This is a genomic window from Actinacidiphila paucisporea (assembly GCF_900142575.1).
GTDB lineage: Bacteria > Actinomycetota > Actinomycetes > Streptomycetales > Streptomycetaceae > Actinacidiphila > Actinacidiphila paucisporea.
The window spans coordinates 82314-96665 of sequence record NZ_FRBI01000005.1; the positions used below are offsets into that span (position 1 = coordinate 82314).

Sequence of the window (14352 nt, forward strand, 5' to 3'; positions counted from 1 at the left end):
TACTGACGGGTAGCATCATGTGGATACAGCTTTTGTGACATCAGCAGAGTGCCTGCAGCAGCGATACGGAGCCGTCGTCATGGGCCACTACAAGTCGAACCTCCGCGACATCGAGTTCAACCTCTTCGAGGTGCTCGGCCGCGACCAGCTCTACGGCACGGGTCCCTTCGCCGACATGGACGCCGACACGGCCAGGGACGTGCTGGCCGAGCTGACCCGGCTGGCGGAGAACGAGCTGGCCGAGTCCTTCGCGGACACCGACCGCAATCCGCCGGTCTTCGACCCCGACACCAACACCGCGCCGATACCCGACACGTTCAAGAAGAGCTACGCGGCCTTCATGGACGCCGAATACTGGCGGCTCGGCCTGCCCGAGGAGATCGGCGGCACCACCGCGCCCCGCTCCCTGATCTGGTCGTACGCCGAGCTGGTGCTCGGCTCGAACCCGGCGATCTGGATGTATTCGTCCGGCCCGGCCTTCGCCGGCATCCTCTACGACGAGGGCACCGAGGAGCAGAAGAAGATCGCCGCCCTCGCGGTCGAGAAGCAGTGGGGCTCGACCATGGTCCTCACCGAGCCCGACGCGGGCTCCGACGTCGGCGCGGGCCGTACGAAGGCCGTCAAGCAGGACGACGGCAGCTGGCACATCGAGGGCGTCAAGCGCTTTATCACCTCGGGCGAGCACGACATGTCCGAGAACATCATCCACTACGTGCTGGCGCGCCCCGAGGGCGCGGGACCGGGCACCAAGGGCCTGTCGCTGTTCATGGTCCCGAAGTACGAGTTCGACCCGGAGACCGGCGAGCTGGGCGCGCGCAACGGCGTCTACGCCACCAACGTCGAGCACAAGATGGGCCTGAAGGCGTCCAACACCTGCGAGATGACCTTCGGCGACAAGCACCCCGCCAAGGGCTGGCTGATCGGCGACAAGCACGACGGCATCCGGCAGATGTTCCGGATCATCGAGTTCGCCCGGATGATGGTCGGCACGAAGGCCATAGCCACCCTGTCGACCGGGTATCTGAACGCGCTGGAGTATGCCAAGGAGCGGGTCCAGGGCCCCGACCTGGCGCAGTTCATGGACAAGACCGCGCCCAAGGTCACCATCACCCACCACCCCGACGTGCGCCGCTCGCTGATGACGCAGAAGGCGTACGCCGAGGGCATGCGCGCCCTGGTCCTCTACACCGCCTCCGTCCAGGACGCGATCCAGGTCGCCGAGGCCACCGGCGCCGACACCAAGCAGCTGAACGGGCTGAACGACCTGCTGCTGCCGATCGTCAAGGGCTACGGCTCGGAGAAGTCCTACGAGCAGCTCGCCCAGTCCCTGCAGACCTACGGCGGCTCCGGCTACCTCCAGGAGTACCCGGTCGAGCAGTACATCAGGGACGCCAAGATCGACACCCTCTACGAGGGCACCACCGCGATCCAGGGCCAGGACTACTTCTTCCGGAAGATCGTCCGCGACCAGGGGCAGGCGCTGACCGCGCTGAGCGAGGAGATCAAGAAGTTCCTGGCCGAGGCCACCGGCGGGGCGGAGCTGGCCGACGCGCGCGACCAGCTCGCGAAGGCCGCCGCCGACCTGGAGGCCATCGTCGGCACCATGCTGGCCGACCTGGCGGCCACCGAGCAGGACGTCCGCTCGATCTACAAGGTCGGCCTGAACACCACCCGGCTGCTGCTGGCCTCCGGTGACGTAGTGGTTGCCTACCTGCTGCTGCGGGGCGCGGGGGTGGCGCTGGACAAGCTGCCGTCCGCGTCGCAGAAGGACACCGCCTTCTACACCGGCAAGGTCGCCGCGGCGAAGTTCTTCGCGACGAACATCCTGCCGGGCGTCGGGGTGCAGCGCGCGATGGCGGAGGCCGTCACGCTCGACGTGATGGACCTGCCGGAAGAGGCCTTCTGACCAAGGCCCGTACCGGGCCCGTACCGGGTTCGTACCGGCTTCGCGCCGGGTGCCGCCACCGACGAGGTGACGGCGCCCGGCGTTTCCTATGCTGGCCGGTATGAGCAAGCCACCGCGCACTTTCGACCGCACCCACACCGACGACCTCGCCGCGTTCGTCCAGGCGGCACCGTCCCCGTACCACGTGGTCGCCGCGGTCGCGGCCCGGCTGGAGAAGGCCGGATTCCGCCGGGTCACCGAGACCGACGCCTGGGACGCGGAGGCCGGCGGGAAGTACGTGCTGCGCGGCGGCGCCGTCATCGCCTGGTACGTCCCCGAGGGCGCGCCCCCCGAGACGCCCTTCCGGGTGATCGGCGCCCACACCGACTCCCCCAACCTGCGGGTCAAGCCGCGCCCCGACATGGGCACGGCCGGCTGGCGGCAGGTCGCCGTCGAGATCTACGGCGGCCCGCTGCTCAACAGCTGGCTGGACCGCGACCTGGGCCTGGCCGGCCGGCTGTCGCTGCGCGACGGCTCCACCGCCCTGGTCGACGTCGACCGCCCGCTGCTGCGGGTCGCCCAGCTCGCCGTGCACCTCGACCGCGGCGTCAACGACACCGGGCTCAACCTCGACCGCCAGCGGCACCTCCAGCCGCTGTGGGGCCTCGGCGACGCGCACGACGGCGACCTCATCGACTTCCTCGCCGCCGAGGCGGGCCTGGACGCCGACGACGTCGCGGGCTGGGACCTCATGGCCTACGACGTGCAGCCCCCCGCCTACCTGGGCCGCGACCGCGAACTGCTCGCCTGCCCGCGGCTGGACAACCAGCTGTCCGTGCACGCCTGCACCGCGGCGCTGCTGGCCGCCGTCGAGTCCGGCGACCTCGACTTCATCCCGGTGCTCGCCGCGTTCGACCACGAGGAGAACGGCAGCGGGTCCGACACCGGCGCGCAGGGGCCGCTGCTCGGCAACGTCATGAAGCGCTCGGTCCACGCCCGCGGCGGCGCCTACGAGGACCGGCTGCGGGCGCTGGCCGGCACCGTCCACGTCTCCTCCGACGTCGGCCACGCCGTGCACCCCAACTACGCCGAGAAGCACGACCCGACGCACCACCCCCGCGCCAACGGCGGCCCGATCCTCAAGACCAACGTCAACCAGCGCTACTCCACCGACGGCGTCGGCCGCGCCGTCTTCGCGGCGGCGTGCGAGGCCGCGGGCGTACCCTTTCAGCACTTCGTGTCCCACAACGCGATGCCGTGCGGGACGACGATCGGCCCCATCACCGCGGCCCGCCACGGCATCAAGACGGTCGACATCGGTGTGCCGATCCTGTCGATGCACTCCGCCCGCGAGCTGTGCGGCGCGGACGACCCGGCATACCTGGCGGCCGCGCTGACCGCCTTCCTGACCGCATGACCACGTAGCGGCCACGACCATCTGACGGCCGAGTCCCCCGGGGTGGGCGAGATGCTGAGCGAGACGATCTTCCGGAGCGACGACCTGCCGGCGTCGGAGAGATTCGACGCCTGGGAGGCGGTGATGAGCCGGACCAACTCGCCCATGCACCTCACCAGCGATCACGCGGCCGACTACCAGGCGCACTTGCGGCTGATCACCCTCGGCGAGGTGACGCTCTGGCCGGCCACCTACCAGCAGCTGGTCTTCCTGCGCACCCCGAGGCTGATCCGGCAGTCCGACCCGGAGCACTGCCACCTCTCGCTCGTCCTGCGCGGCGACGCGGTGGTGACCTGGGGCAAGGCGGAGGCCGAGTACGGCACGTACGACATCTTCACCAACGACACCTCGGTGCCCTACGAGATCGCGACCGGCGCCGGGCCGATCACCTCGATCGGCATCGAGGTGCCCAAAGCGCGGCTGGGCTTGCCGTGGGACAAGGCCCGGCAGGCCATCGGCCGCCCGATCTCGGGGCGGGAGGGGATCGGCGCGCTGGTGGCGCAGTTCGCCACCCAGGTCTCCTCCGACAGCGGTGCCTACGGGCCGGCCGACGCCCACCGCCTCGGCGGGGTCCTGTGCGACCTGGTCACCGCGATGTTCGCGCACGTGGCGGAGGCGGACGCCGCCCTCCAGCCGGAGACCCGCCACCGCACCCTGCTGCTCGCCGTGCAGGCCTTCATCCGCGAGCACCTGAACGACCCCGACCTGAACCCCGGCTGCATCGCCGCCGCGCACTACATCTCCCGCAGCCACCTGCACCGGCTCTTCAGGACCGAGGGCACCACCGTGGCCGCCTTCATCCGCGCCCAGCGGCTCCGGTCCGCCCTGCGCGACCTCGGCGACCCGGCGCTGGCGGCCACACCGGTGCACGTCATCGCGGTCCGCTGGGGCTTCAGGGACCACGCCACCTTCACCCGCGCCTTCCGCGCCGCCTACGGCGCCGCTCCCACCGACTACCGCCACGGGGCCGACGTTTCAGCGCTCGACGCGGGGTAGGCGGCTCCTGAGGAGCATTCAACTCCACCTCTGGAGGCGGACATCGTGGGTATCGGAGGGTGCATCATCCTGATCGCGATAGGTGCGATCATCACCTTCGCGACGGACTGGCACGCCAAGGGCGTCAACATGGACCTGCTCGGCCTGATCATGATGGCCGTCGGCGTGATCGGTATGGCCGCCTATGTGAGCATCTTCAAGCGGCGCAGGATCCCGCCGACCGCGGACGGCGACGTGCCGCCCGTGGTCGAGGAGCGCTACTACACCGACCGGCGCTACTGAGCGCTGACGGGCACGACCGGCACGACCGGCACGACCGGCACTACTGGTCGGACGGCGCGTCCATCCCTGCCAGGACCAGTGCGAGCCGGCTCCCGCCGGTGTCGGTCAGCCGGACCGGGACACCCCAGTCCTGCTGGTGCACATGGCAGGCCGGGTATTCGTTGGCCGGGTCGTCGTCGCAGGACGCCGCCATGGCCGAGACATGCAGGACCCCCTCGCTCACGGACGGGTCGAGCACCAGGTCACGGAAGAGATCCGTGCCCTTGCCCGCACCGTCCGCGAGCAGTTCCGGCGGGGTCGCGCTGACCAGCAGCCGGGTCGAGGGGCCGTAGCGCTCGTCCAGCTTCTGGCCGGCGGGCGCCGAGAAGACCACGTCGAGGCGGAAAGGCCCGGCTGCGACATCGGTGGCGGCCCGCTGCGTGCGGTGGGCGACCGCCTCGACCCGTACCGCCTCTTCCGGCAGGCGCATCCGGGTCAGCCGGTGCCGGGCCGACTCCACCACCACGATGTCCCCGTCCACCACGGCGGCGTCCGACGGCTCGCGCAGGTCGGTCGCCAGCGTGCTGACCTCGCCGCTGTCCGGGTCGTAGCGGCGCAGCGCGTTGTTGTACGTGTCGCTGATCGCGACCGAGCCGTCGGGCAGCCCGGTCACCCCGAGCGGGTGCTGGAGCAGCGCCTGCCCGGCCGGGCCGTCGCGGTGGCCGAAGTCGAACAGGCCGGTGCCGACGGCCGTACGGATGACGTACCCCTCGCCGTCGGTGGCCCGTTCCACCCAGCGCAGTGCCGACGTCTCCGAGTCCGCGACCCACAGCCGGGCCCCGGCCGCCGCCAGCCCCGACGGCTGCGCGAACCAGGCGTCGGCGGCGCGGCCGTCGACCAGGCCCTCGTTGGTTGTGCCCGCCGCGACCTCGACCCGGCCGGTCGCCGGGTCGTACGCCCACAGCTGGTGCACACCGGCCATCGCGATCCACACCCGGTCCTCGAACCAGGCCACGTCCCACGGTGACGACAGGTCCACCTCGCGCGCCTTGCCACTGGTCGGCGAACCCTGCCACCACTGGCGCCCGGTGCCGGCCACCGTCGTGACCCGGCCGCTCTCCAGGTCGAGCCGCCGCAGCGCGTGGTTGACGGTGTCCGCCACGATCACGCCGCCGTCGGGCAGCATCGCCAGTCCCTGCGGCTCGCTGAACCGCGCGGTCGCCGCGTCCCCGTCGGCGAAGCCGCGCTCACCGGTGCCGATCCGGCGTACGACGCTCTCGCCGTCCGCCGCCAGCTCCACCAGGGCATGCCGCGTCGAGTCCGACACCAGGTAGTGCCCCGAGCCGGGCAGCGCCAGCATCTTCCCCGGAAAGCGCAGGTCGGTGGCCACCGGCTCCGGCGGCACGTACACGCCGTCGCCGCGCCGCAGGGTGCCCTTCGCCCCGTGCTCGACCTCCAGCTCCGTGACCAGCTGCTCCAGCGCGTGGGCGTGGCCCTCGCCGGCGTGCTGCGCGACCACGTAGCCCTCCGGGTCGATCACCACCAGCGTCGGCCACGCGCGGACCGCGTACTGCCGCCACGTCGCCAGCTCCGGGTCGTCGAGCACCGGGTGGTGCACCTCGTACCGCTCGACGGCGTCCACCACGGCCTGGTGCTCCGCCTCGTGCACGAACTTCGGAGAGTGCACACCGACGATCACCACGGTGTCACGGTGCCGCTCCTCCAGCGCCCGCAGCTCATCGAGGACATGCAGGCAGTTGACGCAGCAGAAGGTCCAGAAATCCAGGATCACGATGGATCCGCGCAGGTCGGCGAGGGTGGGGGTGGCCTCGCCCGTATTCAGCCAGCCGCCCTTGCCGACCAGCTCGGGCGCCCGGACGCGTGCACGTGCAGTCATGCACCCATCCAACAGCATCACGGGGGGTAGGCATTCCCGCATGAAATACGTGGTGCAGGAGAAGATGTTCGCCATCGGCGACGACTACTGGATCGAGGACGAGAACGGCCGCAGGGCCTTCTACGTCGACGGCAAGGTCCTCAGGATCAGGGAGACCCTGGAGCTCCAGGACCCCTCCGGCGCGGTGGTCGCCGTCATCCACAAGAAGCTGGTCTCCCTGCGGGACGCGATGACCATCGAGCGCGACGGCGACGTCCTGGTCACCGTCCGCAAGAAGCACGCCCTGCTGCACGAGGTCTACCGCGCCGACCTCGCCTCCGGGGAGGAACTGGAGATCCGCGGCGACCTCATCGGCAAGGAGTTCGACATCGAGTACGAGGGCGAGCGCCTCGCCCGCGTCTCCCGCCGCTGGTTCTCGCTCCGGGACAGCTACGCGATCGACGTGGAGCGCGACGACGCGGACGCGGCGATGCTGATCGCCGTGGCCGTCTGCGTCGACCGCATGGTCACCAAGGAGTAGCCCGCCCGGCTACCGGGGCGGCGCCCCGAGGACGCGGTCGCGCAGGACCGGGAAGTCGGAGCGGGTGGCCGCGACCCGGGAGGGGTCCAGCTCGACGGTGAGGACCTCCTCGGCGGCGCCGGCCTCGGCCAGCACGGCCCCCCACGGGTCGATGACCATGCTGTGGCCGGCCTGCGGCACGTCCGCGTGCGTACCGGCAGTGCCGCAGGCCAGGACGAAGACCTGGTTCTCGATGGCCCGGGCCTGCAGGAGGACCCGCCAGTGCGCGAGGCGCCGGGCGGGCCACCCCGCCGGGATGACCAGCATCTCGGCGCCGGCGTCCACCAGCAGCCGGAACTGCTCCGGGAAGCGCAGGTCGTAGCAGGTGGCCAGCCCGAGCACGCCCTGCGGGAGGGCGGCGGTGACGATCCGCGAGCCACCCGCCATCAGCACCGCCTCGCCCCGGTCGAAGCCGAAGCGGTGGATCTTGCGGTAGGCGGTGTGCAGCGTGCCGTCGGGCGCGAAGAGCAGCGAGGTGTTGTAGAGCGGCCCGTCGGGCCACGGGTCGCGCTCGACGACGGAGCCGGCGTGCAGCCACACCCCGGCGTCCCGCGCGGCGGCGCTCATCGCCTCGGCGGTGGGCCCGCCGTCGAGGCGCTCGGCGCCGGCCGCGAAGTCGTCGGAGGCGAAGGCCCCGACGGGCCACAATTCGGGCAGCACGACAAGATCCGCGCCCGCCTGGGCGCGGACGAGGGCGGCCGCACGGCGCCGCCGGTCGGCGGCCGTCTCGGCCGGGTCGACCTCGATCTGGAGAAGCGTTGCGCGCACCTGGACACCGCCCATACGTTGGGTCGTCAAGCCGGGCCTACCATCGTCACTCGAAAGCACTGCGTGGGCGCCCGCGCGCAGCGTAACTTAGGCGCCAACCACCACGACCGCGCACCGATCCGTCGAGGGGTCCCGTGACCGTCCACAGCAAGCTCCAGCCGTACATCGACGCCTGGACCCACTCCATAGAATCCATCAACGAACTGGTGTCCCCACTGGCCGAGGGGGAGTGGAACCGCGCCACGGAGTGCCCCTACTGGTCGGTGCGCGACATCGTCTCGCACGTCATCGGCTTCGAGTGCGAACTGCTCGGCGATCCGCGCCCGATCCACACCCTTCCCAGCGACCTGCGGCACATCACCAGCGAGGCCGCCCGCTACACGGAGGTGCCGGTCGACATCCGGCGGCACCACACGGCCCCCGAGATGACCTCCGAACTGGAGTACACGATCATCCGCAGGTCGCGGCAGCTGCGCAACGAGTCGCGGCAGCCCGACCAGGAGGTACGGGCGATCGGCGGCGGCGAGATCACCCTGGAGGAGCAGCTGTGGAGCCGCGTCTTCGACGTGTGGGCCCACGAGCAGGACCTGCGCAGGGCGCTGAACACCCCGGGCAACCTCGCCTCGGCTGCGGCGGTGCTGGCCCGCGACTACGTGCTGCGGGCGCTGCCGAAGCTGGTCGCGCACGACGCGGGCGCCAAGCCCGGGTCCGCGGTGGTCTTCGACGTGCACGGGCCGCTGGAGTTCATGCGGACGGTGCGGGTGAACGCGGAGGGCCGCGGGTCCATCGACTCGGCGGTCTCGCTCGGCCCCGCGGTGACCTTCGCGCTGGACTGGGAGACCTTCCTGCGGCTGCTGACCGGCCGGGTGCGGCCCGCCGTGGTCGCCGACCGGCTGAAGATCGAGGGTGACACGGCGCTGGCCGAGGCGATCCTGCAGCACATCGCCGTGACGCGCTGAGACGCTCCCGGACCCCGCAGGGGCCGGTACCGACGGGTTCCCACCCGTCGGCACCGGCCCCTTTGCACAGACTTCCGCCCCCTCGCGGGACGTCAACGGAGCCGACCGAGTCAACCGACCGGTCGACCGACCGGTCGGATCAGCGAGTCGGAGCCCCGATGGGCAGAGCGCGGGCGGCTGCTCACTCCCCGCGGACCGCGGCGGCCGACGAGCGGTGGACGCTCTCCACCCGGCTGACGGCGATCCGCTCGCGCTCCAGGCGCTCGCTGTGCCGGTGCAGCCGCAGGATCTGGGTGGTGCCGATCGCCTGCAGGACGAAGACGCTGCTCCAGGCCACCCGGTAGTTGTCGCCGGTGGCGTCCAGCAGCACGCCGATGGCCAGCAGGGTCAGCATCGACGCCGTGAAGCCGCCGATGTTGACGATGCCCGACGCCGTGCCGAAGCGCTCCGGCGGGTTGGCGGGGCGCGCGAAGTCGAAGCCGATCATCGAGCCGGGACCGCAGGCGCCCAGCACCACACACAGCAGCGCCAGCAGCCACATCGGGTCCTGCCCGCCGGGCCAGCCCAGAACCGCCGCCCAGGCCCCCGCGGTCGCCGCGATGACGCCCAGCGTCAGCGGCATCCTGGCCCCGTGGTGGCGGGAGATCAGCTGGCCGAAGACCATCCCGAAGACCATGTTGGACAGCACCACCAAGGTCAGCAGGCTGCCCGCCGTGCCGCGGGACAGGCCCTGGTCCTCGACCAGGAAGGGCAGGCCCCACAGCAGCAGGAAGACCATGCCGGAGAACTGCGTGGTGAAGTGCGTCCACATCCCCAGCCGGGTGCCCGGCTCCGCCCAGGACGCCGCGATCTGCCGCCGTACGTACGCCGGTCCCGCGTGTTCGGCCGGCGCGGGCTCGTGGCCCTCGGGGTGGTCCTGCAGGAAGAGCGCCACCAGCAGCAGCACGAAGGCGCCGCCGATCGCCGTGCCCAGGAAGGTCGGCGTCCAGCCCGCCGAGTGCAGCAGCCGGGACAGCGCGACCGTCGAGACCAGGTTGCCCGCCACCCCGAAGAGGGCCGCGCCCTGCGCGATCATCGGCCCGCGGCGGGCCGGGAACCAGCGCGAGCCGAGCCGCAGCACGCTCACGAAGGTCATCGCGTCACCGCAGCCCAGCACCGCGCGGGCGGCCAGCGCCATGCCGTACGAGTGCGACAGCGCGAAGGCCAGCTGGCCGCTGGTGAAGAGCACCGCGCCCAGCATCAGCACCCGCTTGGTGCCGAGACGGTCCACCATCAGGCCGACGGGTATCTGCATGCCGGCGTAGACCAGGACCTGGAGTATCGAGAAGGACGACAGCGCGGACGCGCCGATGTGGAAGCGGTCGGCGGCGTCGATGCCGGCCACGCCGAGGCTGGTGCGGTGCACCACCGCGACCAGGTAGACCAGGGTGCCGACTCCCCAGACCAGGACGGCACGCCGGCCGCCCGGTGGGTCGCCCGGCAGGGTTTTCGCGGTCACGACTCGCCCCGGGCCAGGGTGTTGACCCGCGACAGGTGCCGGCGGACGGCGCCCTCCGCCTGCCGCGCGCCGCCGTGGCGCAGCGCGTCCAGGATCTCGGTGTGCTCCTCGATGTTCTTCGCGACCCGGCTGGGCTCGGCGTGCATCGTGGCCACCCCCATCCGCAACTGGCGGTCCCGCAGCTGGTCGTAGAGCTGGGCGAGGATACGGTTGCCGGCCGCGCGCACGATCTCCGCGTGGAAGCAGCGGTCGGCGACCGCGAAGGCCGCCAGGTCGCCGGCGGCCGCGTGCCGGCGCTGCTCGGCCAGCAGCTCCTCCAGACGCGCGACCAGCCGCTCCGGCAGCGCGCCCACCAGCTTGGCGACCGCGTGCTGCTCGACCAGCAGCCGGGTCTCGACGACGTCGGCGATCTCCTGCGCGGAGACCGGCAGCACCAGGGCGCCCTTCTTCGGATAGAGCTTGAGCAGCCCCTCCGCCTCCAGCCGCAGCAGCGCCTCCCGCACCGGGGTGCGCGACACCCCGACGGCCTCGGCGAGGTCGCCCTCGGTCAGCAGCGTCCCCCCTTCGTAGCTGCGGTCCAGCACTCCTGCCTTGACGTGCAGATACACCCGCTCGGCGGCGGGCGGCGACTTGACGGCGACCGGGGTCGTGACGGTTGCTGCATCCATGATGCGCACATCATAGATACAACAGGCCGCCACCCGTGACGTCGTCCGCGATCCGGACGATCCGCCCCGCCCCCGGCCCCCCGGCCTAGGCTCCGGCGGCAGCGACGTCGACGTCGTCGCGGATGATGCTGTAGAGCATGGCGTCGCGCCACCGCCCGTCGCGGAAGACGACGCTGCGCAGGACGCCCTCGCGGGTGAACCCGGCCTTCTCCAGGGCGCGCTGCTCGGGGAAGTTGGTCGCCTCGGTGTCCGCCTCGATCCGGACCACGGGGGTGTGGGCGAAGAGGTAGTCGACCAGCAGGCGCTGGGCGCGGGTGCCGACACCGCGGCCGCGGGCGTCGGGGAGCAGCAGGATGCCGATGTTCCAGAAGTAGGAGTAGCCCGAGGCGTCGATCTTCCGCCAGGACACGAAGCCGAGTGGCTCGGTGGCGGTGGCCACCATGAGCAGGCCGTTGTCCGGGCCGAGCAGGCCGTTCTCCGCCCAGCCGCGGGCCGTTCTGGCCGGGTCCAGCCAGCCGAACCACTGGAAGGGCGCCCTGGCCTCGGGGCTGTTCAGCATGCCGGTCAGCGTCGGGAGGTCACCCTCGCCTACCGGCCGCAACAGCACATCGTCGACGTCGCTCATCCGATCATCGTAACGACCGACTCTGCGGGACCGGCGCTACGGGCGGATCGTGCTGACCAGGTCGGCGGTCGAGGCCACGGTGGACTGGATGGTGGGCGCCAGGCTGGAACCGGCCAGGAAGAAGCCGAGCAGGCCGCACACGAGCGCGTGGCTGACCTTGAGGTTCTTGCTGCGCATCAGGAGTGCCGCGATGACGAACAGCAGCAGGACGACGGAGACAGAGACGACCATACGGTGATAGCAGCACAATTCACCCGCAGTGTGCGGTCAACACGCGGAAGCGGAGGCTCCCGGACGTTTGTCCGCCGGGAACCTCCGCTGGGTGTACCTGCTGCGCCCGGTGCTCGCCGGGTCCGCGGGCCGCCCGTACGGGCTACGCCCAGGTGATCAGCCGCTTGGGCTGCTCCAGGATCGCGGCCACGTCCGCCAGGACCTTCGAGCCCAGCTCGCCGTCGACCAGCCGGTGGTCGAAGGACAGCGCCAGCGTGGTGACATGGCGCGGCTTGACCTTGCCCTTGTGGACCCACGGCTGGAGCCTGACCGCGCCGAAGGCGAGGATCGCCGACTCCCCGGGGTTCAGGATGGGCGTGCCGGTGTCCACGCCGAAGACGCCGACATTGGTGATGGTCACCGTCCCCGCCTGCATGTCGGCCGGTGACGTCCTGCCCTCGCGGGCGGTCGCGACCAGGTCGCCCAGCGCGGACGCCAGTTCGGGCAGCGTCTTGTCCTGCGCGTCCTTGATGTTGGGCACGATCAGGCCGCGCGGGGTGGCCGCGGCGATGCCCAGGTTGACGTAGGACTTGTGGACGATCTCCTGCGCCGCCTCGTCCCAGGCCGCGTTCACCTGGGGGTGGCGCCGGATCGCGACCAGCAGGGCCTTGGCGACCAGCAGCAGCGGGCTGACCTTGAGACCGGTGAAGGCGCGGTCCTCCTTCAGCTCCTGGACCAGCTTCATGGTCCTGGTGATGTCGAAGGTCACGAACTCCGTGACGTGCGGGGCCGTGAAGGCGCTCGCCACCATGGCCTGTGCGGTGGCCTTGCGCACGCCCTTGATGGGGGTGCGGGTCTCCCGCTCGCCGGGTGCGAAGGCGGGCGCGGAGCCGGATGCGGAACCGGGCGCCGGGACCTGCGCGGCGGCCCGCGGGAGGGTCGCGGGGGGCGCCGCCGCGGCCCGGATGTCCTCCCGGGTCACGACACCGTTCGCGCCCGTCGGCACCACGGTGGCCAGGTCGATGCCGAGGTCCTTGGCGAGCTTGCGCACCGGCGGCTTGGCCAGCGGCCGCTCCGACCGCTCGGCGGGCGCGGGGGCCGGGACCGAGACCGGGGCCGGGGGTGCGGCCGGAGCCGTACTCGTACCGTTCAGCGGAGCCGTGGACGCCGGCTTGCGCGGCCGGCGGGAGGTCGAGGACGGGGCGACCCCGTAACCCACCAGCACCGCCTCGCGCTTGGCCGGCTTCGGCTCCTCGACCGCGGCGGGCGCGGCCGCCGCGGCGGTCTCCACCCCGCCGTCCGCCTCTCCCGAGGACCCGGCGTCGACCACGATGATCGGCGTACCGACATCCACCGTCGAGCCCTCGTCGAAGCGGATCTCGCTGACCACCCCGTCGTAGGGGATGGGCAGTTCGACGGCCGCCTTCGCCGTCTCGACCTCGCAGACCACCTGGCCGTCGGTGACGGTGTCGCCCACCGCCACGTACCACTTGAGGATCTCGGCCTCCGTGAGGCCTTCGCCGACGTCCGGCATCCGGAATTCCCGGAAGCGCTGTGCCTGTGGCGTCATCGTCGTCACAACCCTCTCCCTCAGAACGCCAGTGCGCGGTCGACGGCGTCGAGTACGCGGTCCAGGCCCGGCAGGTACTCCTCCTCCAGGCGGGCCGGCGGGTAGGGGGCGTGGAAGCCGCCGACCCGCAGCACGGGCGCCTCGAGGTGGTAGAAGCAGCGCTCGGTGATCCGGGCGGCGATCTCGGCGCCGGCTCCGTAGAAGACCGGGGCCTCGTGGACGACGACCAGCCGGCCGGTGCGCTCCACCGACGCCTGGATCGTGTCGAAGTCGATCGGTGAGAGCGAGCGCAGGTCCACGACCTCAAGGCTACGGCCCTCGTTCGCGGCCGCCGCGGCCGCCTCCAGGCACACCTTCACCATCGGCCCGTAGGCGGCGAGCGTGATGTCCGTGCCCTGCTGGGCGACGACCGCCCGGTGCAGGTCGCCGGGCAGCGCCGAGACGTCGACCTCGCCCTTGTCCCAGTAGCGCCGCTTCGGCTCGAAGAAGATCACCGGGTCGTCGCACTCGATGGCCTGCTGGAGCATCCAGTACGCGTCGGAGGGGTTGGACGGCGAGACCACCTTGAGCCCGGGGATGTGCGCGAACAGCGCCTCGGGCGACTCGCTGTGGTGCTCGACCGCGCCGATGCCGCCGCCGTAGGGGATGCGGATGACGACCGGCAGCTTGATCTTGCCGAGCGCGCGGGCGTGCATCTTGGCCAGCTGGGTGACGATCTGGTCGTAGGCGGGGAAGACGAAACCGTCGAACTGGATCTCCACCACCGGCCGGTAGCCGCGCAGCGCCAGCCCGATCGCGGTGCCGACGATGCCGGACTCGGCGAGCGGGGTGTCGATGACCCGCCCCTCACCGAAGTCCTTGTGCAGGCCGTCGGTGATGCGGAAGACACCGCCGAGCTTGCCGACGTCCTCACCCATGATGAGGACCTTGGGGTCGTTCTCCAGCGCCTTGCGCAGGGACTCGTTGAGCGCCTTGGCCACTGCCATCGTCTGCGTCATGA

General features: G+C 71.5%; 14 protein-coding genes. 6 read left to right on the forward strand and 8 right to left on the reverse strand.

Annotated elements, in window-relative coordinates; genetic code table 11:
- Window positions 1-79: 79 nt before the first annotated feature.
- From BUE44_RS10110 to BUE44_RS10125, 4 genes are all read left to right on the forward strand, one after another.
- Complete coding sequence (locus BUE44_RS10110; protein ID WP_073496365.1) at window positions 80-1906, forward strand: acyl-CoA dehydrogenase; 1827 nt, start codon at window positions 80-82, stop codon at window positions 1904-1906.
- A 100-nt stretch (window positions 1907-2006) separates the two neighbouring features.
- On the forward strand, window positions 2007-3302 hold the full coding sequence (locus BUE44_RS10115; protein ID WP_073496833.1) for a M18 family aminopeptidase: 1296 nt from the start codon (window positions 2007-2009) through the stop codon (window positions 3300-3302).
- 51 nt (window positions 3303-3353) lie between these two features.
- A complete protein-coding gene (locus BUE44_RS10120; RefSeq protein ID WP_073496836.1) occupies window positions 3354-4337 on the forward strand; it encodes an AraC-like ligand-binding domain-containing protein in 984 nt (327 codons plus the stop codon).
- 45 nt (window positions 4338-4382) lie between these two features.
- On the forward strand, window positions 4383-4619 hold the full coding sequence (locus BUE44_RS10125) for a hypothetical protein (RefSeq protein WP_073496367.1): 237 nt from the start codon (window positions 4383-4385) through the stop codon (window positions 4617-4619).
- 40 nt (window positions 4620-4659) lie between these two features.
- Here the strand turns inward: BUE44_RS10125 and BUE44_RS10130 are convergent, their stop codons facing one another.
- A complete protein-coding gene (locus BUE44_RS10130; protein ID WP_073496369.1) occupies window positions 4660-6495 on the reverse strand; it encodes an NHL domain-containing thioredoxin family protein in 1836 nt (611 codons plus the stop codon).
- A 40-nt stretch (window positions 6496-6535) separates the two neighbouring features.
- Between BUE44_RS10130 and BUE44_RS10135 the strand changes: the two genes are divergently transcribed.
- Window positions 6536-7015, forward strand: a complete 480-nt coding sequence (locus tag BUE44_RS10135) for an LURP-one-related/scramblase family protein (RefSeq protein ID WP_073496371.1) — start codon at window positions 6536-6538, stop codon at window positions 7013-7015.
- Window positions 7016-7024: 9 nt separating this feature from the next.
- On the opposite strand, the gene BUE44_RS10140 is transcribed toward BUE44_RS10135, so the two are convergent.
- Window positions 7025-7822, reverse strand: a complete 798-nt coding sequence (locus tag BUE44_RS10140; RefSeq protein ID WP_073496838.1) for a carbon-nitrogen family hydrolase — start codon at window positions 7820-7822, stop codon at window positions 7025-7027.
- Between the two features lie 134 nt (window positions 7823-7956).
- Here BUE44_RS10140 and BUE44_RS10145 point away from each other — a divergent pair, with 134 nt between their 5' ends.
- The gene (locus BUE44_RS10145) at window positions 7957-8781 is read left to right on the forward strand and encodes a maleylpyruvate isomerase family mycothiol-dependent enzyme (protein ID WP_073496373.1); all 825 of its coding nucleotides are present in this window, start codon (window positions 7957-7959) and stop codon (window positions 8779-8781) included.
- A 181-nt stretch (window positions 8782-8962) separates the two neighbouring features.
- Here the strand turns inward: BUE44_RS10145 and BUE44_RS10150 are convergent, their stop codons facing one another.
- The 6 genes from BUE44_RS10150 to BUE44_RS10175 all read right to left on the reverse strand — a co-directional run bounded on the left by BUE44_RS10150 (window position 8963) and on the right by BUE44_RS10175 (window position 14350).
- Entirely contained in the window at window positions 8963-10279 is a 1317-nt protein-coding gene (locus tag BUE44_RS10150) for an MFS transporter (RefSeq protein WP_073496375.1), read from the reverse strand.
- Window positions 10276-10947, reverse strand: a complete 672-nt coding sequence (locus tag BUE44_RS10155; RefSeq protein ID WP_073496378.1) for a GntR family transcriptional regulator — start codon at window positions 10945-10947, stop codon at window positions 10276-10278. Before BUE44_RS10155 ends, BUE44_RS10150 begins: the two co-directional genes overlap by 4 nt.
- Before the next feature lie 85 nt (window positions 10948-11032).
- Window positions 11033-11572 (reverse strand): GNAT family N-acetyltransferase, encoded by a 540-nt coding sequence (locus tag BUE44_RS10160; protein WP_073496380.1) that lies wholly within the window; start codon window positions 11570-11572, stop codon window positions 11033-11035.
- Window positions 11573-11608: 36 nt separating this feature from the next.
- Complete coding sequence (locus tag BUE44_RS10165) at window positions 11609-11803, reverse strand: hypothetical protein (RefSeq protein WP_073496382.1); 195 nt, start codon at window positions 11801-11803, stop codon at window positions 11609-11611.
- Between the two features lie 142 nt (window positions 11804-11945).
- The gene (locus tag BUE44_RS10170; protein WP_073496385.1) at window positions 11946-13352 is read right to left on the reverse strand and encodes a dihydrolipoamide acetyltransferase family protein; all 1407 of its coding nucleotides are present in this window, start codon (window positions 13350-13352) and stop codon (window positions 11946-11948) included.
- A 20-nt stretch (window positions 13353-13372) separates the two neighbouring features.
- A complete protein-coding gene (locus BUE44_RS10175) occupies window positions 13373-14350 on the reverse strand; it encodes an alpha-ketoacid dehydrogenase subunit beta (RefSeq protein WP_073496387.1) in 978 nt (325 codons plus the stop codon).
- Window positions 14351-14352 lie beyond the last annotated feature (2 nt).